This is a genomic window from Parasynechococcus sp. (genome assembly GCF_045559935.1).
In the GTDB taxonomy this organism is placed as follows: Bacteria; Cyanobacteriota; Cyanobacteriia; order PCC-6307; family Cyanobiaceae; genus Parasynechococcus.
This window is the reverse complement of record NZ_JBJLJL010000005.1, coordinates 1-21,592: the sequence shown is the minus strand read 5'-3', so window position 1 is coordinate 21,592 and position 21,592 is coordinate 1. Positions and strand designations below refer to the sequence as shown.

Here is a 21,592-nt window from a genome sequence, read left to right as displayed (position 1 = left end):
CCAGCCATGCAGTTCCCTCCAGCCAGCGGCTCGACTCAGATGCAGGTTCAGAAGCTCCCGACAGGGATCGAGGGCTTCGATGATGTCTGCCAGGGCGGTCTCCCCATCGGACGCAGCACGCTGATCAGCGGCACCTCCGGTACCGGCAAGACCGTTTTCTCGCTCCATTTCCTGCACAACGGCGTCAAGCACTTTGACGAGCCCGGCATTTTCGTCACCTTCGAGGAGTCGCCCCTCGACATCCTGCGCAACGCGGCCAGCTTCGGCTGGAACCTGCAGGAGATGGTGGAGCAGGACAAGCTGTTCATCCTCGATGCCTCCCCCGACCCCGATGGTCAGGATGTGGCGGGCAGCTTCGACCTCTCCGGTCTGATCGAACGGATCAACTACGCCATCCGCAAGTACAAGGCGAAGCGGGTGGCGATCGATTCGATCACGGCTGTGTTCCAGCAGTACGACGCTGTGTTCGTCGTGCGTCGTGAGATCTTCCGGCTGATCGCACGACTCAAGGAGATCGGCGTCACCACGGTGATGACCACCGAACGGATCGATGAATACGGCCCGATCGCCCGCTACGGGGTCGAGGAATTCGTCTCCGACAATGTGGTGATCCTGCGCAACGTGCTGGAGGGTGAGCGGCGGCGGCGCACGGTGGAGATCCTCAAACTCCGCGGTACCACCCATATGAAGGGTGAATTCCCCTTCACGATGGGGACCCATGGCATCAGCGTCTTCCCGCTCGGGGCGATGCGGCTCACCCAGCGCTCCTCGAACGTGCGGGTCAGTTCCGGGGTGCCGCGGCTCGACGACATGTGCGGCGGCGGCTTCTTCAAGGATTCGATCATCCTCGCCACCGGTGCCACGGGGACCGGCAAGACGCTGCTGGTCTCGAAATTCATCGAGGATGCCTGCCGGAACAAGGAGCGGGCGATCCTGTTCGCCTACGAGGAATCCCGGGCTCAGCTGCTGCGTAACGGCACCAGCTGGGGCATCGACTTCGAGCAGATGGAGCAGGACGGTCTGCTCAAGATCATCTGCGCCTATCCCGAATCCACGGGCCTGGAGGATCACCTCCAGATCATCAAGACCGAGATCAGCCAGTTCAAGCCCTCTCGGATGGCGATCGATTCGCTCTCCGCTCTGGCTCGCGGTGTCAGCCACAACGCCTTCCGCCAGTTCGTGATCGGCGTGACCGGTTACGCCAAGCAGGAGGAGATCGCCGGCTTCTTCACGAACACCTCCGAGGAGTTCATGGGAAGCCATTCGATCACCGACTCCCATATCTCCACGATCACCGACACGATCCTGCTGCTGCAGTACGTGGAGATCCGCGGTGAGATGGCCCGGGCCCTGAACGTGTTCAAGATGCGCGGCTCCTGGCACGACAAGGGCATCCGCGAGTTCGTGATCACAGGCAACGGCCCGCAGATCAAGGATTCCTTCTCCAACTTCGAGCGGATCATCTCGGGTGTCCCCCATCGGGTGAGCACCGATGAGCGCAGTGAGCTCTCCCGCATCGCCCGCGGCGTCTCCAGCGAGGACTAGACCAGCTGCTCCATGCTGCTGCGCCGATCGGCCTGCAGCTGGAGCTCGTCGAGATCCGACTGCTGCAGGGGCAGGTCGAACCAGAAGGTGGTGCCCACCTCAAGCTCGCTGGCCATGAACACGCGGGCGCTGTGCTTTTCGAGAATGCCGCGCACGATCGAGAGCCCCAGCCCTGTGCCCACCTCTGTGTGAACGGCGTTCTCCACCCGGAAGAAGCGATCGAAGATGCGCACCTGGTCGGCATCGCTGATGCCGCAGCCCGTGTCGGCCACTTCCACCCGCAGCCGTGGCAGTGGGGAACTGAGCGGGCATGTGGGCCCGTCATCGGTGACGCCGTTCAGCGCTCGCACCTGACAGGTGTCGGGCCATAGGTAGGCGCGCATCGCCAGCACACCACCGCTGCGGCTGAATTTCAGGGCGTTGCCAACCAGGTTGTCGAGCACCTGAAGCAGCAGATCCCAGTTCCCGACCACCTCCGGCAGGTCGGCTCGGGCGTCGAGCTCCAGCTTGACGCCTTTGTCGTCGGCATTGAGCCGGTAGGTGCGCAGGGTCTGCTCCATCGCCGGACGGATGTTCACCGGTTCGAGTTGGATGGCCCGGCCCGATTCCAGACGGGAGAGGTCGAGCACATCGTTGACGAGGCGGGTGAGGCGATCGGTCTCGGCATTGGCAACACCGAGGAATTCCTTTTTCTCCTCCTCAGTCAGCTGATCGCCGAGGTCATGCAGGGTCTCCACATAGCTCTTGATGTTGAACAGCGGTGTCCGCAGTTCGTGGGAGACGTTGCTGATGAAACGACTCTGAGCAGCGTTCAGCTCCACTTCGCGGGTCAGATCCTGAACGGTGACGGCGATGCCCTTGAGGCTTTCACCGCTGGCATCGCGCACGGCCTGCATCACGATGCGCAGGGTGCGGGCCGGCTCCCCGACGCTGCAGCGCAGATCTTCGCTGTCGACGTTGCCGGCGAGCAGTGCATCGAGGGGTGAATGCAGCTCGATCGCCAGAAGATCCGGAAGCTCCGCCACCAGCTCCCGGTTCTCCAGGTTGCGGCCCTCCCAGCGGAACAGGCGGCGGGCGGTGGGATTGGCGAGCACGATGCAGCCGGCGGCATCCAGCAGCACGGCCCCATCCGCCATGGTGGCGATCAGGGATTGCTGCTTCACCTGAGCGGCTGTGAGCTCTTCGATGTTGGCTTCGTCATAGGCCTCCAGCTGGGAGGCCATGGCATTGAATCCGGTGAGCAGTTCCCCCAGCTCGCCTGCCACCGGCAGATCGATGCGGGCCTGGAAGTTGCCGGCGGCCACCGAGCGCACGCCGCGCAGCAGCTCCTTCACCGGGCGGGTGATGGTGAGGGCGTTGAACACCGCCCCGAGGATCACCAGCACCCAGATGGAGATGAACACCGCCACGGTCACTTCGCGGGTGAGGGCCGCGCTGGCGAGGGCCGTCTCGTTGGGGTTCACGCCCAGCCCCAGCACGCCGTAGTAGTGGTTGTCGCGGATCAGCGGAACGAACACATCGGTCACCCGTCCCTGGGGGGTGAGGTGCTGCCTGACCAGCGGGTTCTGAGGGCGACGGCGCAATTCCTCCGGCAACTCCAGCCGACGGCTCAGCCTGAGCTCCCCCTCCCCGCTGGTGGGCGTGGCACTGATCGGAATGCCGAGGTAGATGACCCCATCAGGGTCGGCGAAGAAGATGTAGCGGACGCTGCGGCTGGACCGCCAGAACTTCTCGGCGACATTCGCGAGTTCCCGGTCCTGCTCCTGCGCCACCAGTTCGGTGACGTTGCCGGCGAGCAGCAGACCGAGATCGCGGGCGTAGCGGGTGTCGTTCATCACGGCGTCCCGCTGGATGCCGTTGAGGGCCAGAAAGGTGATGCCGGTCATCACCAGGCTCACCACCAGGGTGGCGATCGCCAGCAGCTTGGTCTGCAGGCTGAATTCATCCCACCAGTCGGACATGCGCCGCCAGAAGGTGTCAGGACCCTTGGGAGGCCCACCTGACGGGGGAAGGGCCCAGTCCGCGATGGCTGCGTTGCCGTCGCTCATGCGTCCGTTCGCACCTGATGACCGATGTCCCGACGGTAGGTGATTCCCTCGAAGTCCACTTGCTCCAACCCGCTGTAGGCCTTCGCGAAGGCCGCATCGAAGCTGTCGCCCTGGGCCACCACCGCCAGCACCCGGCCGCCGGAGCTGTGCAGGGCACCGGCGGCGTCGCGGCTGGTGCCGGCATGAAACAGCTGGCGCTGCTCATCGGTGATCAGATTCAGCCGGATCGGGTCGCCTTTGCGTGGCGACTCCGGATAACCAGCAGCGGCAGCCACGACGCAGGCGCTGCAGGCGGCGGAGATGCTCAGTTCGGGGGCCAGGTCGAGACGACCGAGGGCGCAGGCCTGCAGCACCCGAGCCAGCTCCGGTCCCAGCAGCGGCATCAGCGTCTGGCATTCGGGGTCGCCGAAGCGGCAGTTGAATTCGATCACCTGCGGTCCGTCGTCGGTGAGCATCAGTCCGGCGTAGATGACGCCGCGGTAGTCGATGCCGCGCGCGCGCAGGGCAGCGAGGGTGGGCTCGAGCACGCTGCGGCGCACCTGCTCCAGGCCGGTTGCATCCAGCAGCGGCGCCGGTGCATAGGCCCCCATGCCGCCCGTGTTGGGCCCCTTGTCTCCCTCCTCGAGCCGTTTGTGGTCCTGTGCCGTCGGCAGCAGCACCAGACGCTCGCCATCGCTGAGAGCGAACACCGACACCTCCGGGCCGCTGAGCCGCTCTTCCAGCACCAGATGGGAGCCGGCGTTGCCGAAGCGGCCGGCGAAGGCCGCACGGATCGCCGCCTCCGCCTCCGCCACCGTGTCCGCCACGGTCACGCCCTTGCCGGCGGCGAGTCCATCGGCCTTCACCACCAGCGGACGATTCACCTGTTCCAGCACCGCGAGGGCCTGCGCTTCGCTGTCCACCGCCCAGTGGCCGGCGGTGGGGACGCCCGCGTCCTGCATCAGCTGTTTGGCCCACGCCTTGCTCGCCTCCAGCAGGGCGCCGTCGGCCCCGGGACCGAACACCGCCAGACCGGCTGCCCGCAGGGCATCGGCGACACCGGCCGCCAGCGGTGCCTCCGGCCCCACCACCACCAGATCGATCGCCTGCTCCCGGCAGTGGTGGATCAACCCCTCCGCGTCGTCTTCGGCCACCGCCGCCTGATGGGGGCCGCTGCCGCCGTTGCCGGGGCTGACCCAGACCGTCTCGATGCCCGGGCAACGCCCCAGGGCCCAGGCGAGCGCGTGTTCCCGACCGCCTCCACCGACAACGAGCAGGCGCTGCAGCTCGGGGAGTGTGCTGGGACGGGCTGTCGACATGGCCATGGGCGCTGGGGGGACGAGAAGGGCCTCGTAGGTTTCCTTTGTAAACCGCAGCCCGCCATGGGGATGCCCGCTCTGCCGCTGGTTCTGACGCTGATGGCGGCCGTGCCTGCTGTTCCGGCGGCGCCTGCCGCTCCGATGGCGGAGCCGGAGTTTCAACAGCTGCTGCTGGAGGGGGATCTGATCGCTCTGGAGCAGGCCTGTCGTGATGCCCTGGATTTCGGCCTCGACCAACGGCTGCAGCAGCTGCGCGACCGACTGCTCGTGCTGCATCCCACGCCCGAGACGCTGGAGCTGGTGCTGGCCAATGCCGGGGCCCTGATGACCTGCCGTTCGCCGCAGAGCGCCGGGGTGGTGCTCAACCGCTACAGCCCTGGCCAGGGAGACGAATGGCGACCCTGGCTGCTGCTGCGCTGGCAGGCGGCCTCGGCCGCGCTGGATCACCGCCAGGCGGCGCTGGCACTGCGGCGGCTGGTGAAGGGAGACCTGGCTGCTCTGGAACGCGAGACGCTTCCCGGCGGCAATGGCCTGGTGCAACTGGCTGAGCATGAAGCGGCGTCCGGACGTCCGCAGGCGGCGGTGGATGTGCTGCTCAGCGGCAGCAGCACAGGTTTGGCCGGAGCACGGCGGCTGGCCCGCGCAGCGGAGTTGCTGGCGGAAACGGAGTCGCTGGAGGAGGAGGCCAGCCAGGCCGACCAGCTGCTGGAGCAGGCGATCGAACTGGCCGCCACGGAGGAGGCCTGGAGCCTGGCGGTGGAGCTGCTGCAGTTGCAACTGAGGCTGCAGCTGGCGGGTGGTGGGGATGGAGCCCGTCCCCGTCAGCGGCTGGAACAGCTGACGGCACGGTTGGATGACCACGAGGGCTATTGGCGCCGCCGGAGCGGTGGTCATGCTGCGGTAGGAGACACCAGCGATGCCCCCGCGCCATGACCCCTGATCACGGAGATCTGCTCTATGAGGGCAAGGCAAAGCGGGTGTATGCGGCCTCCCAGCCGGACCGGGTGCTGGTGGAGTTCAAGAACGATGCCACCGCCTTCAATGCTCAGAAGCGGGCCCAGCTTGCGGACAAGGGCCGACTGAACTGTCAGATTTCAGCCCGGCTGTTCGAGCGACTGGAAGCCGAAGGCATCCCCACCCATTACCTGGGTCTGGCCTCAGACACCTGGATGGTGGTCCAGCGGGTCGCGATCATTCCGCTGGAGGTGGTGCTGCGCAACATCGCCACCGGCTCCCTCTGCCGTGAGACCCCGATCGCCGAGGGCACGGTGATCGATCCAGCCCTGCTCGACCTCTACTACAAGGACGATGGCCTCGGGGATCCGTTGCTCAGCGAAGCCCGGGTGCGACTGCTGGGGGTGGTTGAACCCGAGCAACTGTCAGCGATCGAACAACTCGCGCGCCGTGTGAACGATGTGCTCCAGCCGTTGTTCGCCGATTTGGATCTGCAGCTGGTGGACTTCAAGCTGGAGCTGGGCTTCAACGCTGCGGGTCAGCTGCTGCTGGCGGATGAGATCAGCCCTGACACCTGCCGGCTCTGGGACCGACGCAGCAGCGATGCCCAGGACCGCATCCTCGACAAGGATCGATTCCGACAGGACCTCGGCGGTGTGATGGAGGCCTACGGGGAGGTCCTCAAACGGGTCCAAGCCTCCTGCGCCGACCCCCGCAACTGCATGTAAGTTCGGCGGACGTTTTTGTGGCTCCAGCCCGGAACCCGCCTCGATGATCCGACGCCTCCCCCGCCACTCCTCGGTTTCCGTCCGGAAGGGTGTGGTGGGATTGGCCCTGTTGCTGCCGCTGCTGTCGGCCCCTCTGCAGGCCCAGGAGACTCCGGTTGAGGAGTCCGTGCCTGTCGCCGAGGATCCCGTCACCTCCGTGGAGGTTGAAGAGACGACGGTGATCGAGGAGCCACGGGTGCTGATCTCCGAGGTGCTGATCGTCGGCCTCAGCGAGCATCCGGAGGAAGAACGCCTGCAGGTGGAGGCCTACGAGGCGATGCAGGTGCGTCCCGGACGTCGCGTCACCCGCGCTGAACTGCAGCGCGACCTGAATGCGGTGCAGGCGACGGGCTGGTTCTCCGATGTTCGAATCACCCCGGAGAACAGCCCTCTGGGTGTTCGGGTGGTCGTGCAGGTGGAGCCCTTCCCCACCCTCAGCAGCGTGGTGCTGTCGCCCGACTTCGAGGGCCTGCCGGAGTCGCAGATCGAGGACACCTTCGGGGCCGATTACGGCCGCACGCTGAACCTCAACGATCTGCAGAAGCGGATGAAGGAGCTCCAGAAATGGTTCTCCGATCAGGGCTACTCCCTGGCCCGTATCTCCGGTCCGGAGCGGGTGAGTCCCGAAGGCGAAGTGACGCTGAAGCTCACCCAGGGCGAGGTGGCCGGCATCGAGGTGGAGTTCGTCAACAAGGAAGGCGAAACCACCGACGAGAACGGCAACCCGATCGGCGGCAAGACCAAGGACTGGGTGGTCACGCGGGAGATCTCGATCAAGCCGGGAGACCCCTTCAACCGCAACCTGCTGGAGAAGGACATCAAACGCCTCTACGGCACCCAGCTGTTCAGTGACATCAAGGTGTCTCTGCGTCCTGTGCCAGAGCAGCCCGGCGACGTCGTCATCGTGCTCGGCATTGTCGAGCAGTCCACCGGCCAGGTCTCCGGCGGTCTCGGCTACAGCCAGAGCCAGGGTGTGTTCGGTCAGGTGCAGCTGCAGGACACCAACCTGCTGGGCCGAGCCTGGAATCTGGGCCTGAATGTCACCTACGGCCAGTACGGGGCACTGGCCAACGTCAACTTCACCGACCCCTGGATCTACGGCGACAGCCACCGCACCTCCTTCCGCGGCTCACTGTTCATCAGTCAGCAGGTGCCCCAGGTGTTCCAGAGCGAGGACAGCGGCAACATTCGCACCGTTGACGGTTACGCCGATAACGGAAACAAGTACGCGTACAACATCAACCAGGACAACAATCCGGCGGACGACACGTTCAACTCGGTCAACAAGGCTGAGAAGGAGTTCCCCGACCGCAGCTGGTTCGATTACGAAGGTGATGCGGTCGCCCTGCGGCGGATCGGCGGCAGCTTCTCCTTCAGCCGTCCGCTGAACGGCGGAGATCCCTTCAAGTCGACCCCATGGCGTGCCCTGGCCGGACTGTCCATCGCCAATGTGCGGCCGATCAATTTCGCCGGAGAGTCCCGCCCTTACGGCGTGTCGACCAGCAACTTCAAGAACGGAAAGGTCAAGAACAAGGACATCATCTGCGTTGGTTTCAACTGCGCTGATTCCAATGATCTGGTGGGCCTGCGCCTGGCCACCACCTACAACAACCTCAACGACGCCCGCAATCCAACCGAGGGCAGCTTCTTCACCCTCAGCACCGAACAGTTCATCGGTGTCAATGAAGACTCCCCCACCTTCAACCGGCTTCGGGGCAGCTATACCCGCTTCTTCCCGGTGAACTGGCTGAAGCTGCACAAGGGTTGCCGTCCCAAGCCCGGTGAGCAGGCCGACTGCCCGCAGGCGATCGGTTTCCAGGTGAAGGGGGGCAAGATCCTTGGTGAAGCGCCCGCCTACGAAGCCTTCTGCATGGGCGGATCGAACTCGATCCGCGGTTGGTACGACTGTGATCTGGCCGTCTCCAAAGCCTTCGGGGAAGTCACCCTCGAGTACCGCTTCCCGATCATCAGCATCTTCCAGGGTGAGGTGTTCGTGGACGCCGGCACCGACTTCGACACCCAGAGCAGCGTTCCCGGCAAGCCCGGACTGCTGCTGGGCAAGGACGGTTCGGGTGTTTCGGTGGGCACGGGCGTGATCGTCAAGACACCGGTGGGCCCCCTGCGGATGGAGGTGGCCAGCAAGGACTTCACCGGCGACTGGCGTTTCAATCTCGGAGTCGGCTGGAAGTTCTAGTGACCAACTGGCCGCAGGACTACACGGGAGCCTGGACCCTCGCTGCTGAGACCGGTCGTTCAGGCATCGGTCTGCACAGCGGCGGAGACAGCGTCGTGGAGCTGCGTCCCAGTGAACGGCCTGGATTCCATCTGAGTGTGGACGGCGATGAGCCGATCCGTCTGCGTCCGGATCAGGTGCTCGACAGTCCGCTGTGCACCACCCTGGTGCTCGGCGAGCGGCGTGTGGCCACGGTTGAGCACCTGCTGGCGGCCCTGGCCGGCTGCGGCCTCAGCCATGTGGAGATCCGCGTGAACGGCGAGGAGGTGCCGCTGCTGGATGGTTCAGCTCTGAACTGGGTGGAGGCGATCGCCGAAGCCGGCTTGCAACCCGCGGCCACCCCACGCCCGGCTGCCCCGACTCTCGACGCCCCTCTGGTGCGCCATCGCGGCAGCAGCGTGATCACGGCCACGCCGGCGGAGCGGTTCAGCCTCGTGGGCATGATCGACTTTCCTCAACCCGCCATCGGCCGGCAGCAACTGGCGATCGAGCTGACGCCGCAACGCTTCGTGGAGGAGATCGCCCCGGCCCGCACCTTCGGCTTCCGAGACCAGGTGGAGCAGCTGCGGGCTGCTGGCCTGATTCAGGGTGGGGCCCTCGACAATGCCCTCGTCTGCGATGGCGATCACTGGCTGAATCCACCGCTGCGGTTCGAGGATGAACCGGTGCGCCATAAGCTCTTGGACCTGATCGGCGATCTGGCCCTGGTGGGCTTCCCACAGGCACAGGTGCTGGTCTACCGGGGCTCTCACGGGCTCCATACCGAGCTCGCCGCTGCCCTGTGACTGATTCCCCCACCTCCGCCGTCGTGCTCAGCAGTGAGCAGATCGCCGGGCTGCTGCCGCACCGTTACCCCTTTGCACTGGTGGATCGGGTGATCGCCCATGAACCGGGTGTTTCAGCGACGGCGATCAAGAACGTGACGCTCAATGAGCCGCAGTTTCAGGGGCATTTCCCGGAGCGGCCCCTGATGCCGGGGGTGCTGATCGTTGAGGCGATGGCTCAGGTGGGTGGGTTGATCGTCACCCAGATGCCCGATCTGCCCAAGGGCCTGTTCGTGTTCGCCGGCATTGACGGGGTACGCTTCCGCCGCCCTGTGGTGCCTGGCGATCAGCTGTTGATTCACTGCGAACTTCTCAGCCTCAAACGCAAGCGCTTCGGCAAGGTGAAGGCCGAGGCGACGGTGGAGGGTGAACGGGTCTGCGCCGGTGAGCTGATGTTCTCCCTGGTGGACTGAGAGAGATGAACGAAACCCGGTCGGTGCAGATTCATCCCCAGGCAGTGGTCGATCCCAAGGCGGAGCTGGCCAGTGGCGTGGTGATCGGACCCGGTGCGGTGGTGGGACCGGACGTGCAGATCGGCGAGAACTGCTGGATCGGTCCGAATGTGGTGCTGGAGGGTCGGCTGACCCTCGGCCGCGACAACCGCATCTTCCCCGGGGCCTGCCTCGGCCAGGAGCCGCAGGACCTCAAGTATCGCGGCGCCCCCACCGAGGTGGTGATCGGAGACGGCAACACGATCCGCGAGTGCGTCACGATCAACCGCGCCACCGATGAAGGGGAATGCACCCGCATCGGTGATCGCAACCTGCTGATGGCGTACTGCCATCTCGGGCACAACTGCGAGCTGGGCAACAGCATCGTGATGTCCAACGCCATCCAGGTGGCCGGGCACGTGATCATCGAAGACCGGGCGGTGATCGGCGGCTGCCTCGGCATCCATCAGTTCGTGCACATCGGCGGGATGGCGATGGTGGGTGGCATGACCCGGGTTGATCGCGATGTGCCGCCGTACTGCCTGGTGGAGGGGCACCCCGGCCGGGTGCGGGGGCTCAACAAGGTGGGTCTGCGCCGCAGAGGACTGGCTGATCTTCACGACGGTCAGGAATTCCGGCAGCTGCAGGAGATCTGGACCCTGATCTACCGATCGGACCTGGTGATCGCCGAGGGGCTGAAGCAGGCCCGGACCCACACCCTGTTGCCTGCCGCGGAGCATCTCTGCAGCTTCCTGGAAGCGTCGATCGGTCGAGGTCGTCGGGGACCGATGCCCGCCCTGACAACGCGCTGATGGTGCGACTGCTGATCAGCACCGGAGAGGTTTCCGGTGATCTGCAGGGCAGCCTGCTCATCGCTGCGCTGAAGCGGGAGGCCGAGCGGCGGGGCCTGCCCCTGGAGCTGCTGGCCCTGGGGGGATCGCGGATGCAGGCCGCCGGAGCGGAGCTGCTGGCGGACACGGCGCCGATGGGTGCGATCGGGCTGTGGGAGGCCGTGCCCCTGATCCTGCCGACCCTGCAGCTGCAGGCGCGGGTGGACCGGTTGCTGCAGGATCGCCCGCTCGATGCTGTGGTGCTGATCGACTACGTGGGCGCCAACGTGCGCCTGGGTCGCAAGCTGCGGCATCAGCATCCTGACCTGCCCATCATTTATTACATCGCCCCGCAGGAGTGGGCCTGGCGCTTCGGTGACGGCAGCACCACCGAGCTGCTGGGTTTCACCGATCGCATCCTCTCGATCTTTCCGGCGGAGGCGGAGTTCTATGCGGCCCGCGGCGCCGAGGTCACCTGGGTGGGCCATCCGCTGCTGGACAGTGTCACGAACCTGCCCAGTCGCTTCGAGGCCCGCCAGCGGCTCGGGCTGGATCCGCAGGGGTCGGTTCTGCTGCTGCTGCCCGCCTCCCGGCCCCAGGAACTGCGCTATCTGATGCCGCACCTGGCCCGGGCGGCGGCGCTGCTGCAACAGCGTGATCCCTCGCTTCAGGTGTTGGTGCCGGCAGGACTGGACCGCTTCGAGCAGCCCCTGGCCGAGGCCCTGGAGCAGGCGGGAGTGCGCCGCGGTCGGGTGATCGCGGCTAAGGAGGCGGACGCTCTGAAGACGACCCTCGGAGCGGCAGCGGATCTGGCTCTGGGCAAATCCGGAACGGTGAATCTGGAACTGGCCCTGATGGGGGTTCCTCAGGTGGTGGGTTACCGCGTCAGCCGCATGACGGCGTTCGTGGCCCGGCACCTGCTGCGCTTCCAGGTGGACCACATCTCCCCGGTGAATCTGCTGCTGAAGGAGCGGCTGGTGCCGGAGCTGCTTCAGGACGAACTCAGTGCCGAAGCCCTGGTGGCCCAGGCGCTGCCCCTGCTGGAGGGCGGGGCTGAGCGCCAGCGGATGCTGGATGGCTATCAACGGCTGCGCACCACGCTGGGCCAGCCGGGCGTCACGGACCGGGCGGCGCGGGCGATCCTGGATCAGGTGAGCGAATGAAACGGATGCTGGCGTTGGTTCTTGTGCTGCTGCTGGCGATCGCGCCGTCGGCAGCTGTGGCGGCGGAGATCGAGACCGCGGTGCTGGCCGGTGGCTGCTTCTGGTGCCTGGAGCACGATCTTGAGCATCTGCCGGGGGTGGTGGAGGCCACCAGCGGTTACAGCGGTGGCCACGTGGACCAACCGACCTACCGCCAGGTGAGCAGCGAAACCACAGGCCATCAGGAGGTGGTGGAGGTGCGTTTTGATCCGGCCAGGATCAGCTACAGCACCTTGCTACGCAGTTACTGGCGCAACGTGGATCCGCTGGACGGGGGCGGTCAGTTCTGCGATCGCGGCGATTCCTACCGGCCGGTGATCTTCACCGCCGATGCGGCACAGGCTCAGGAGGCCGAAGCCAGTGCCCAGGCCGCAGCGCGGGAACTGGGGCAGCCCCGATCGGCCCTGAAGGTGGAGCTGCGTGACGCAGCCCGCTTCTGGCCTGGGGAGGGCTACCACCAGAACTACGCCGAAAACAATGCGTTGAAGTACAACTTCTATCGCCTCAGCTGCGGCCGGGACCGTCGCCTGGATGCGGTCTGGAACAGCGCGGCCCGCAGTGGAGTTCCGTGGCGATCGCAACGGAATTCCGAATGAAATCCTTAAGAAGCCGATCATCAACCTGAGAAAAAGATTAAGAGACCGGCGGCGGTCGTTTCAGGAAGTTCTCAGTGAACAGAAGGGTTCTGGGGGGGTTGTGTCATCATCCGGCATGCGTACCATCTGTATCGAGATGGGGGGAAGATGTATGTATCTGCTGACCATTAAGGATGGTTTGGGGACTCGCCATATCGGTCCCTACCCGTCACCGAAGCACGCGTCCGACGATCTCGAGCGTGTGCTCCAGACATGCTCCGAGCGTGCCCGTTGGCAGATTCACGCGCTGGAAACCCCCGAGCGGGCCGGCAAAGCCTCCCGCTTCCATGCCATCGCATCCTGAGCGGTAGGGCGCTGACGTCCGATCAGGAGGAGCGCTGCCGGCCTGGAAAACCCCGACTCATGCCGCTGTCGATCATCAGGCCGATGCCGGCGTTGATGCAGATCAGGCTGAGGGTGCCCGTCCAGAACCAGGGGCCACCGTCCTGCCCCAGCAGCTGAACGACCCGGCGGCTGACCGCCTCCCCGAACAGGCAGAGGCCGACAGGGAGCAGCAGCACGCCGATCTGGGCCTTGAGGTACCAGCGGGTGGGGGAGCTGCTCATCGATCAGGCGGCTTGCTGACAGACCCAGTTGACCAACGTGCGCACCCCATAGCCGGTGGCGCCGGCCGGATCGAGTCCACGGCCCTTGTCACTCCACACCGGACCAGCGATGTCGATGTGGGCCCAGGCGGTGCCGCTGGCCACGAATTCCTGCAGGAACAGGGCAGCGGTGATCGAGCCTCCCGGACGGGGACCGGTGTTCTTGGTGTCGGCCAGCAGCGATTTGAGCCCGTCCTTGTAGGACTTGCGCAGCGGCATGCGCCAGAGGCCTTCCCCAGCCGTGCCGGCAGCGGTGTCAAGCGCTGTCGCCAGATCATCGTCGTTGCTCCACAGGCCCGCCATCTCATCGCCCAAGGCGATCACGCAGGCGCCGGTGAGGGTGGCCAGGTCCACCACGGCATCAGGCTGCTGCTCGCAGGCGTAGAGCAGGGCATCGGCCAGGGTGAGGCGCCCCTCGGCATCGGTGTTGTTGATCTCGATCGTGGTGCCGTCAGCCGCGGTGACGATGTCGCCCGGATGCACCGCCGAGCCGTTCACCATGTTTTCGCAGGAGGCCACGATCATGTGCACCTCCACGCCCTCGGGCTTGCGTTCGGCGATGCTGCGCATCGCGCCCAGCACGGCGGCGCTGCCACCCATGTCGAACTTCATCATGTCGATCTGGGCCGCCCCCACCTTGAGGTTGTATCCACCGGAATCGAAGGTGAGCCCCTTGCCCACCAGGGCCAGCCGGCGTTTCACCTCACCGGCGGGCCGGTAGATCAGATGCAGGAATTTGGGGGGCAGATCGGAGCCCTGACTCACCGCCAGGAAGGCACCCATGCCGCGGGCTTCGCAGTCGGCCCGCTCCAGCACGGTGAGTTCGAGCCCGTAGTCACGGGCCAGTTCCGCTGCGGTGTCCGCCAGGGCGGCCGGGGTGACCACATTCGGGGGGGCAGCCACCAGCTGACGGGCCAGATCCACCCCGGCGCAGTTGGCTGCCACCGGTGTCAGCCCCGAGGCGGCTTGCTCCGGCAGACCAAGCAACTCGAGGGCTTCCGGCACACGGCGTGGTTCCGGGTCCTTGCGAAAGCGCTGATCCTTGTAGCTGGCGAGCAGCACAGCTTCGGCGGTGGCCTGCGCGACCGCTTCCGCCTCCAGATCCCCCCAGGGCAGCAGCAGGCCGAGGCTGCCGCTGCAGCCGATGGAGGCCTTGGCCGCCCGGGCTGCCGCTGCTCGCAGACCATCGAGGCTGAGGGCGGCGGCTTCTCCCAGTCCGAGCACGATCAGTCGGCTCGGGCCGCCCTCCTGCAGGGGATGCAGCACCACCTGATCGGAGGGCTTGGCCTGGAACGCCTGCTGCTCCAGCACCGCTTCCAGCCCTGGAAAGCGTTCACTCAGTTCGGCGCGATGCGGTTCCGACTCCTCCTTCAGCAGACCCACCACAAGCACATCTCCGTCCCAGTTCTTCAGGCCGGAGGAAGAGAGGGAGAGCCGCATCAATCGCCCGCTGCACAAAGATTGATCGTAGCGATCCCCTTTATGCCGGTACCGTTTCAACAGGTGGGCTGCTGATGTGATCGCCAATGTGGCCTTGCTCGCCCTTGCGGCGCTGATCGGGGTGACGCCGCTGGTGTGGGTGATCCTCTACCCCCCGGGACCCTGACAGCGGCGATTGAGAGCGTCGATGATCAACGCCACGGCATTCGGCTGGGCCTGCACCTGAAAGGCCTCTTCCTCGAGCACCACCTGACTCTGGGCGTAGTGATGCGTCAGCAGGTAGCGAATTCTGCTTTCCACGGCCGGTGCTGCCGAGAGGGTCAGCCCGAGGGGTCGCAGCTGGCCGCTGGGACAGCTCTGGGCGGCATGAACAGCTTCATGAAGCAGCACCGCCCGGGCGACGCCGAGTTCAGTCGCCAGCGGTGAGATCAGCAGCAGTTTGCGTGCGGCGATGAACTGCCCGTAGGCCGTCCGGTTCGGGGGATGGCGCTGTTCGATGCGGAAGCCGTGCCGTTGCAGGGTCTGCAGCAGCGCGTCGATCGTCGCGGCATGGGCGATCGCGTGAAACGGCAGCAGCAGCAGGCCCGTGAGCGGGATCAGGGCCCGCATCAGGCGATCACAGCGGCGCATCCGTTCAGACCTCTGCGGTGAAGGGGGTGCTCCAGCGCTGGCGGGTCTCCTTGTTGAACGGGGGAAGCCAGCGCTGGATCAGTTGCTGCTCGAGGGCGCGACGGGCCCGGGTGCTGCGGGGCACATCGCTGCTGAATCGGATGCTGAGGCAGGGGCTGAGCGAACAGCGCTGGAGAGCTTCGCCGTAGGCGGCCAGGTAGGCCTTGCAGTCGTGCTCCCCCTTCCAGCGGCGATCGGCTGCCATCGTTTCGCCCACGTAAAGCAGGAGCGGCTGCTCAAGGTTGGCGGGACGGTCGAGCACCAGATAGATCGCAGCCCCCTGATGGGGGCTGACCGGCCAGCGCCAGAAACTCAGCGGCAGCGGTGTGAGGGCCAGCGGATCGAAGGCGGCGGCGTTGTCTGCGGGGGCGTCCGGGAACAGGCTCACCTGCCCGGCCGCTGCCGGCTCCCCACGGAACAGGGGGGCCTGATGGGCGTGCAACTGCTGCTGCCAGCGCAGCAGTTGATCCTGCTGAAGAGGCAGATCCGGATCGGGGCCAGAACCGCCGAGGGCGGTGGTGGCAAACAGATCCCCCTGCATCAGTTGAGGGGCAGGGAGGGGCCGGACCGGCGCGCCGTGAAGCAAACCCGTCCGATCAGGGCTTCCACAGCGCTGGCGGGAAGGCAGAGGCGCTCCTGCAGATCGGCCAGATCGCGGAAACCGGCGCGGCGGCGCTCCCGCAGCAGGCCCTGCAGACGTTGCTCGGGCCAGTGGAGGCTGTGAAGTTCCTCGGTTGATGCGTTGTTCAGATCCAGTGGGGCGGCTGCGGGCTGGGGCGGAGCGTCGCCATGCCAGCGGAAGATCAGGTGGGGCTCCCAGAGCCTGCGCAGCTCATCGGGAAGTTCGAGCAGCTGAAACAGATCGGCTGCGGCGCTGAACTGAACGCCGCCCCGCTGCAGACGCACCAGCAGATCGGCGGTGTCCTCAGGACAGCCAGGCAGCTGACGCCACTCCTCGCGGCTGGCCCGGTTCACATCCATGGTCCAGGCCGGAGCAGGAGGCGGGGCCGCAGGCGGCTTGGCGGGCAACTGACCGGTGGCCTGCAGCACCTTCCTCGCCAGTGGATCCAACCAGTGGCTGCGGGGCATCGGGCCGTTCGGACTCGAGACGTGCGCCGACCTTAACCAGCGCCCATGCGGTCGTCACCGCTGCAGAGCCTCCACCAGCGCCGAGCATCCGCCCTGGTCGGCGATGTAGGCGTTCATCAGATCGCTGAAGCCAGCGGTGTTCTTGACCGCGTCACTGGCCTGAGGACTGATCTGTTGCTGAGCCAGGAACCCATCGGCGATGGACTGGGCTTTCTCCGGTTTCATCGTGCCGGTCTTGATCAGGCAGTGGGCATTGCCCTGGGCGACGGCGACGGAGATGGTGGTGGCATCCGGCTGCTGGGCCCTGACGGAACCGCCCGCCAGCCCGGCGATGGCCAGGGCGGTCAGCAGACCGATGGCTGTGAACGGAAGAGCTGTGAACCGAAAAGCTGTGCAGCGCATCAGGAGCTCCAGCGGGGCATCGGGGTGGGCAGGTCCACCAGATCATTGCGGAAGGCGATCAGCACCGCCTGGGTGCGATCGCGGGCGTCGAGCTTGCGCAGCACCGCACTCACCACATGCTTCACCGTGTCGATCGCGAGGTGCAGCTGCTCGGCGATCTCCTGGTTGGTGAGGCCGCGGCAGAGACCGCGCAGCACATCCTCTTCGCGCACACTCAGCTGATCGGAGAGGGAGCTGGGGGTGCCGCGGCTGAGGCGGCTGTGGCGCAGCACGCCGCTGATGGTGGGATCGATCACCATGCCGTCGCTTTCCATCGCCTGCACACTGCGCAGCAGATGGCCGTTGCCCACCAGTTCGCGGCTGCAGAGTCCGTTGCAGCCCGCGGCGATCGCCGCCTCGATCGTGCTGAGCAACGGGCGTTGAATCAGCATCAGGCAGTGCAGCTCCGGCTGGAGGGTCTTGGCGGCTGCGACCAGCGATGGCCCGCTGCCGCTCTCGAGCAGATCGCTGCAGATCAGCAGATCGGCCTGGCTGCTGTCGAGGCAGGCGAGGGCGTCCTGTTCGCTGGTGGTGGCCCCCACCAGCGGGCCAATGTCATCAAACAGATGCACCAGACCGGCGATCAGCACCCGATCAGCGCTGGCGATCACCGTGCGCCGTCGGCGCAGGACAGGGCGACTGCGGTGAAGGTGCTCACGCATGAGCGGCAGCTGGCCGGTGAGATTCACAACGTGGGGCGATGCGCACTTTCTGCAACCTGCCCATGGAGTGAAACCGAACTGCCACGGACTGCCGGAAGTCTGCAGAATTCTCCTCTAAAGAATGAAATCTGCGGGGATGGCTTTCTTCGATTCCGACATCGTCCAGGACGAGGCCAAGCGGCTGTTCGGCGATTACCAGCAGCTGATGCAGCTGGGCAGTGATTACGGCAAGTTCGATCGCGAGGGCAAGAAGAAGTTCATCGACACCATGGAGGAGTTGATGGAGCGCTACCGGGTGTTCATGAAGCGGTTTGAGTTGTCGGAGGATTTCCAGGCGAAGCTCACCGTGGAGCAGCTGCGCACGCAGCTGAGCCAGTTCGGCATCACCCCCGAGCAGATGTTCGAGCAGATGCACACCACGCTGGAGCGGATGAAGGCTCAGATCGAATTGCCGCCCTCCAGCTGAAACAGCCCCAGCTGAAACAGCCCCAGCTGAGGCCAGCGGCGCAGCACCCGTACGATCGCCAGCGCACGCCCTCAGCGCCCCATGCCGGAGTCCACCCCGTCCCTGCCGAGCTGGCTGGCGCGCGGCATGGCCGATCTGTTCCCGGCGGGGGATCCCAAGGATGCCGACCAGGCCCTGGAGGCCAGGCTCGCCGCAGCCGAGCGCGAGGGTCGGCCGCTGCGGGTGAAGCTGGGCATCGACCCCACCGGCAGCAACATCCATCTGGGGCACAGCATTCTGTTCCGCAAGCTGCGGGCGTTTCAGGACGCAGGCCATACGGCGGTGCTGATCATCGGTGACTTCACCGCCCGCATCGGCGATCCCACCGGTAAGAGCAGCACCCGGGTGCAGCTGAGCAAGGCGGATGTAGCCGCCAACGCCTCCACCTATCTGCGTCAGCTGGGGCAGGACCAGCCCAAGGAAACGGCGCTGCTCGATTTCGAGACCCCCGGACGCCTCGAGGTGCGATACAACAGCGAATGGCTGGAGGGGATGGATCTGCCGGCGGTGATCGGACTGCTGGGCACCGGAACGGTGGGGCAGATGCTGGCCAAGGACGACTTCTCCAAGCGCTACGGCAGCGGCACACCGATCGCGCTGCATGAATTTCTCTATCCGCTGCTGCAGGGGTACGACTCGGTGGCGGTGAATGCCGATGTGGAGCTGGGGGGCACCGATCAGAAGTTCAACGTGGCCATGGGCCGCGACCTGCAGCGCCATTTCGGCAAGGGAACCCAGTTCGGGCTGCTGCTGCCGATCCTGGTGGGTCTGGACGGGGTGCAGAAGATGAGCAAGAGCCTCGGCAACACGGTGGGTCTGGAGGAGGATCCCCTGTCGATGTACTCCAAGCTCGAGAAAGTCGGCGATGCGGCGATCAACGACTACGTGACGTTGCTGACGGATCTGGATCTGGCGACGTTGCCGGAGAATCCGCGCGAGAAGCAGAAGGCGATGGCCCTGGCGGTCACCGCCAGCCGCCATGGGTTGGCCGTGGCCGAGAAAGCCCAGACCGATGCCGCCACCCTGGTGGGGGGAGCTGGTGACGCGGCGGCGGAGGTGCCGGAGGCGTCGCTGGCGGAGGTGAATTTCCCGGCCAAGGCCTTCTACCTGCTCAGTGCCGTAGGCATCTGTGCCAGCAGCAGCGACGCGCGGCGTCAGATCAAGGGTGGTGCCGTGCGGCTGGAGGGAGAGAAGATCACCGATCCCAACCAGGAGTTCACCGCCGCAGCGGACCTGGAGGGCAAGGTGCTGCAGCTGGGCAAGAAGACGTTCCGTCGCCTGGTGGGCTGAGGATCAGGCTGCGCGTGCGCGCTGCAGGGTCTTGCGGGGGAGCTCTCCGAACATCAGGCGGTAATCGCGGGCGAAGTGGTTCGGGCTCTTGAAGCCATGCAGTCCGGCGATGGTGCCAACGGAGGCTTGGCCGTTGAGGTGGGTGCGGCGGCGCGGATCGCGCAGGGTCTGATGCACCTCGTGCAGTCGGATCTGCTTGAGCAGGGTCGTCGGGCCGACGCCGAAGGTTTCACGACAGGCCTGAATGATCGACGAACGTGAGGCGAACAGGGTGCTGGTGAGCTGATCAAGGCTGATCGGTGTGTCGGAATGCTCGAGGCCCCACGCCAGCAGATCGCGCATCAGGGCAGCACGGGTGGACAGCGTCACGCCCTGGCTTTGAAAGTGAGCATCGCGGCTGAAGCACTCCACCAGCAGCGCATCCAGCAGATCAGCGGGCGGCAGCTCCTGGTTGGGATCCAGCAGGTTCATCAGCCGCTGGAACTGCTCCGGCAGCAGGGTGAGCGAGTTGTTGCTGTTGATCGTGTCCGGCAGGCGGCTGGCGGAGTCCAGTGCGATCAGTTTGAGGAATCGCTCCAGGCCCATCATCAGGATGGTCATCTCGGCCCCTGCCGAGATCTTGAAGAAGCTTTCGGTGATCGAGGGCGTGAAGCCGTGAATGGCGAACGGTGTGACGGCTTCGCCGCGGATGGCGTGATCGCTCAGATGGTTGGTGCGTTCGAGGGCGATGCAGGTGATGGAACTGGGTCTGGCCCCCAACACCGTGATGATCTGGTTGGTGCTGAGCTGCAGCACGGCGATGTCGCTGCGGCGCTGCAGCGACACGGTGCCCAACAGAGGCCCCCTGCTGATCTGGGCCACCTGCCAGTGAATGCCGAATCGCTTGACGATGTCGACCAGTTCGCCTGCGGAGCGAAAGCTGAATCGTTGTTGTGGATTCACCTGCTGCGGGTTTCAGCACTCGACTTTATTCATTCCTTAAGGAATGGATTGATGCGTGTCATGGAAGTGTCATCGGCCCTTTGCCAGGATCAAGGCAAGGGCTGAAGTGCGGTGGATGGACCTGCGTTGTCGCTGATGGGTGGCTCTGGCGATCCCGCTGATCGGATCATCGTGGCCCTCGATGGCATGGATCCGGAGCAGGCCCTGGCCTTTGCGGCTCAGGTGGAGGGGTTGCGCTGGGTGAAGGTGGGCCTGGAGCTGTTCGTGCAGGCGGGGCCTGAGGTGGTGGCCCGGTTGCGCGAGCAGGGGTTGCGGGTGTTTCTGGATCTCAAATTTCACGACATCCCGGCCACGATGGCCGGGGCCTGCCGGCGGGCGGCGGCGCTGGGGGCGGAGCTGATCACGGTGCATGCCTGCGCCGGCAGCGAAGCGCTCAAGGCGGCCCAGGCCGCGGCGGTGGAAGGTGCGCAACGTGCCGGTCAACCCACCCCCACTCTGCTGGCGGTGACGGTGCTCACCAGTTGGGAGGAGCAGCGACTGCAACGGGAACTCGCCATTGCTCAGGGCATCGGCGAACGGGTGCCGGCGTTGGCGCAGCTGTCGGCGAATGCCGGCATCGGCGGCTGTGTGTGTTCACCGCTGGAGGCCGCGGCGCTGCGGGCCCAGCACCCCGTGCCGTTTGCCTTGGTGACGCCGGGGATCCGCCCCAAAGGAGCGGCGGTGGGCGACCAGGCCCGGGTGATGGGGCCGGCGGAGGCGATGGCTGCTGGGGCGAGCCAGCTGGTGATCGGGCGGCCGATCACCAGGGCGGATGATCCCAGCGCTGCGTTTGCCGCCTGCTGCGCTGAACTCAGAACCGGAAGTTGAGTCCGCCCTGCACCTGCCAGGAGGTGCCGCGATCACCACCCCAGAGCACCACTCCGCTGCGGGCGTAGACGCCCATGGAGGTGTCGGTGAAGTTGAAGGTGGTGTAGTCGAGGCCGAGTTCGATCAGGGCACCGTGATCGGCTCCAGCGATCAGGATTTCTGCCCGATGCGTGGTTCTGTGCCGGCGATCAGCCGTTGGATGTTGCTGCGGTGCCGCCACAGCACCATCAGGCTGGCCACCAACGACACCACCACGTAGGCGCTGCTCTGGCCGGCTGCCAGCATCAGCAGCGGCAGCCCGAGGGCGGCCACCAC

The 21,592-nt window shown here is 65.8% G+C and carries 25 protein-coding genes; 13 read left to right on the top strand and 12 right to left on the bottom strand.

Annotated elements, in window-relative coordinates; genetic code table 11:
• Positions 1 to 6 precede the first annotated feature (6 nt).
• Entirely contained in the window at positions 7 to 1,545 is a 1,539-nt protein-coding gene (gene kaiC / locus ACJ0G7_RS02390; RefSeq protein ID WP_043692575.1) for a circadian clock protein KaiC, read from the top strand.
• Here kaiC and ACJ0G7_RS02385 read toward each other — a convergent pair.
• A complete protein-coding gene (locus tag ACJ0G7_RS02385) occupies positions 1,542 to 3,593 on the bottom strand; it encodes an ATP-binding protein (RefSeq protein ID WP_043692574.1) in 2,052 nt (683 codons plus the stop codon). The two genes, kaiC and ACJ0G7_RS02385, sit on opposite strands and share 4 nt — an antisense overlap.
• Entirely contained in the window at positions 3,590 to 4,897 is a 1,308-nt protein-coding gene (purD, locus tag ACJ0G7_RS02380) for a phosphoribosylamine--glycine ligase (RefSeq protein WP_407395074.1), read from the bottom strand. Before purD ends, ACJ0G7_RS02385 begins: the two co-directional genes overlap by 4 nt.
• Before the next feature lie 57 nt (positions 4,898 to 4,954).
• On the opposite strand from purD, the gene ACJ0G7_RS02375 reads away from it, so the two are divergent.
• The 9 genes from ACJ0G7_RS02375 (at position 4,955) to ACJ0G7_RS02335 (ending at position 13,071) form a co-directional block, all read left to right on the top strand.
• Positions 4,955 to 5,824, top strand: a complete 870-nt coding sequence (locus ACJ0G7_RS02375) for a hypothetical protein (RefSeq protein WP_407395072.1) — start codon at positions 4,955 to 4,957, stop codon at positions 5,822 to 5,824.
• Positions 5,821 to 6,573 (top strand): phosphoribosylaminoimidazolesuccinocarboxamide synthase, encoded by a 753-nt coding sequence (purC, locus tag ACJ0G7_RS02370; RefSeq protein ID WP_407395070.1) that lies wholly within the window; start codon positions 5,821 to 5,823, stop codon positions 6,571 to 6,573. Before ACJ0G7_RS02375 ends, purC begins: the two co-directional genes overlap by 4 nt.
• Positions 6,574 to 6,616: 43 nt before the next feature.
• Complete coding sequence (locus ACJ0G7_RS02365) at positions 6,617 to 8,806, top strand: BamA/TamA family outer membrane protein (RefSeq protein ID WP_043692566.1); 2,190 nt, start codon at positions 6,617 to 6,619, stop codon at positions 8,804 to 8,806.
• Complete coding sequence (lpxC, locus tag ACJ0G7_RS02360; RefSeq protein ID WP_043692563.1) at positions 8,806 to 9,630, top strand: UDP-3-O-acyl-N-acetylglucosamine deacetylase; 825 nt, start codon at positions 8,806 to 8,808, stop codon at positions 9,628 to 9,630. Before ACJ0G7_RS02365 ends, lpxC begins: the two co-directional genes overlap by 1 nt.
• Positions 9,627 to 10,082 (top strand): 3-hydroxyacyl-ACP dehydratase FabZ, encoded by a 456-nt coding sequence (gene fabZ / locus ACJ0G7_RS02355; RefSeq protein WP_043692560.1) that lies wholly within the window; start codon positions 9,627 to 9,629, stop codon positions 10,080 to 10,082. Before lpxC ends, fabZ begins: the two co-directional genes overlap by 4 nt.
• A gap of 5 nt (positions 10,083 to 10,087) precedes the next feature.
• Complete coding sequence (gene lpxA, locus ACJ0G7_RS02350; RefSeq protein ID WP_407395069.1) at positions 10,088 to 10,912, top strand: acyl-ACP--UDP-N-acetylglucosamine O-acyltransferase; 825 nt, start codon at positions 10,088 to 10,090, stop codon at positions 10,910 to 10,912.
• Positions 10,912 to 12,093, top strand: a complete 1,182-nt coding sequence (lpxB, locus tag ACJ0G7_RS02345) for a lipid-A-disaccharide synthase (RefSeq protein WP_407395067.1) — start codon at positions 10,912 to 10,914, stop codon at positions 12,091 to 12,093. The genes lpxA and lpxB overlap by 1 nt, the downstream gene beginning before the upstream one ends.
• The gene (msrA, locus tag ACJ0G7_RS02340) at positions 12,090 to 12,728 is read left to right on the top strand and encodes a peptide-methionine (S)-S-oxide reductase MsrA (protein ID WP_043692551.1); all 639 of its coding nucleotides are present in this window, start codon (positions 12,090 to 12,092) and stop codon (positions 12,726 to 12,728) included. The genes lpxB and msrA overlap by 4 nt, the downstream gene beginning before the upstream one ends.
• A 151-nt stretch (positions 12,729 to 12,879) precedes the next feature.
• Positions 12,880 to 13,071, top strand: coding sequence for a hypothetical protein (locus ACJ0G7_RS02335; protein ID WP_043696880.1), 192 nt, complete (start codon positions 12,880 to 12,882; stop codon positions 13,069 to 13,071).
• Positions 13,072 to 13,093: 22 nt separating this feature from the next.
• Here ACJ0G7_RS02335 and ACJ0G7_RS02330 read toward each other — a convergent pair whose 3' ends face one another.
• The 7 genes from ACJ0G7_RS02330 to ACJ0G7_RS02300 form a co-directional block, all read right to left on the bottom strand.
• Positions 13,094 to 13,333: a hypothetical protein gene (locus tag ACJ0G7_RS02330; RefSeq protein WP_043692549.1), complete on the bottom strand. Its 240-nt coding sequence runs from the start codon at positions 13,331 to 13,333 to the stop codon at positions 13,094 to 13,096.
• A 3-nt stretch (positions 13,334 to 13,336) separates the two neighbouring features.
• Positions 13,337 to 14,812, bottom strand: a complete 1,476-nt coding sequence (locus ACJ0G7_RS02325) for a leucyl aminopeptidase (RefSeq protein ID WP_407395064.1) — start codon at positions 14,810 to 14,812, stop codon at positions 13,337 to 13,339.
• 147 nt (positions 14,813 to 14,959) lie between these two features.
• Entirely contained in the window at positions 14,960 to 15,442 is a 483-nt protein-coding gene (locus tag ACJ0G7_RS02320; RefSeq protein WP_052378179.1) for a hypothetical protein, read from the bottom strand.
• A 4-nt stretch (positions 15,443 to 15,446) separates the two neighbouring features.
• Entirely contained in the window at positions 15,447 to 16,022 is a 576-nt protein-coding gene (locus ACJ0G7_RS02315; protein WP_043692542.1) for a hypothetical protein, read from the bottom strand.
• Positions 16,022 to 16,570: a hypothetical protein gene (locus ACJ0G7_RS02310; protein WP_043692539.1), complete on the bottom strand. Its 549-nt coding sequence runs from the start codon at positions 16,568 to 16,570 to the stop codon at positions 16,022 to 16,024. The genes ACJ0G7_RS02315 and ACJ0G7_RS02310 overlap by 1 nt, the downstream gene beginning before the upstream one ends.
• 54 nt (positions 16,571 to 16,624) lie before the next feature.
• Positions 16,625 to 16,972, bottom strand: coding sequence for a hypothetical protein (locus ACJ0G7_RS02305; protein WP_407395061.1), 348 nt, complete (start codon positions 16,970 to 16,972; stop codon positions 16,625 to 16,627).
• Positions 16,972 to 17,673: a LuxR C-terminal-related transcriptional regulator gene (locus ACJ0G7_RS02300; protein WP_407395059.1), complete on the bottom strand. Its 702-nt coding sequence runs from the start codon at positions 17,671 to 17,673 to the stop codon at positions 16,972 to 16,974. The genes ACJ0G7_RS02305 and ACJ0G7_RS02300 overlap by 1 nt, the downstream gene beginning before the upstream one ends.
• Positions 17,674 to 17,809: 136 nt before the next feature.
• Between ACJ0G7_RS02300 and ACJ0G7_RS02295 the strand changes: the two genes are divergently transcribed.
• Both ACJ0G7_RS02295 and tyrS read left to right on the top strand, forming a co-directional pair.
• Positions 17,810 to 18,139: a DUF1825 family protein gene (locus ACJ0G7_RS02295; RefSeq protein WP_043692536.1), complete on the top strand. Its 330-nt coding sequence runs from the start codon at positions 17,810 to 17,812 to the stop codon at positions 18,137 to 18,139.
• Positions 18,140 to 18,220: 81 nt separating this feature from the next.
• On the top strand, positions 18,221 to 19,468 hold the full coding sequence (gene tyrS / locus ACJ0G7_RS02290) for a tyrosine--tRNA ligase (RefSeq protein WP_407395057.1): 1,248 nt from the start codon (positions 18,221 to 18,223) through the stop codon (positions 19,466 to 19,468).
• 3 nt (positions 19,469 to 19,471) lie between these two features.
• On the opposite strand, the gene ACJ0G7_RS02285 is transcribed toward tyrS, so the two are convergent.
• On the bottom strand, positions 19,472 to 20,410 hold the full coding sequence (locus tag ACJ0G7_RS02285) for a helix-turn-helix domain-containing protein (protein ID WP_407395056.1): 939 nt from the start codon (positions 20,408 to 20,410) through the stop codon (positions 19,472 to 19,474).
• 135 nt (positions 20,411 to 20,545) lie between these two features.
• On the opposite strand from ACJ0G7_RS02285, the gene pyrF reads away from it, so the two are divergent.
• A complete protein-coding gene (gene pyrF, locus ACJ0G7_RS02280) occupies positions 20,546 to 21,277 on the top strand; it encodes an orotidine-5'-phosphate decarboxylase (RefSeq protein WP_407395107.1) in 732 nt (243 codons plus the stop codon).
• Here the strand turns inward: pyrF and ACJ0G7_RS02275 are convergent.
• Both ACJ0G7_RS02275 and ACJ0G7_RS02270 read right to left on the bottom strand, forming a co-directional pair.
• The gene (locus ACJ0G7_RS02275) at positions 21,261 to 21,497 is read right to left on the bottom strand and encodes a hypothetical protein (RefSeq protein WP_407395054.1); all 237 of its coding nucleotides are present in this window, start codon (positions 21,495 to 21,497) and stop codon (positions 21,261 to 21,263) included. The two genes, pyrF and ACJ0G7_RS02275, sit on opposite strands and share 17 nt — an antisense overlap.
• Positions 21,428 to 21,592: glycerol-3-phosphate acyltransferase (locus ACJ0G7_RS02270; RefSeq protein ID WP_407395106.1), on the bottom strand; the 165-nt coding region annotated here is incomplete at its 5' end. The genes ACJ0G7_RS02275 and ACJ0G7_RS02270, both read right to left, overlap by 70 nt.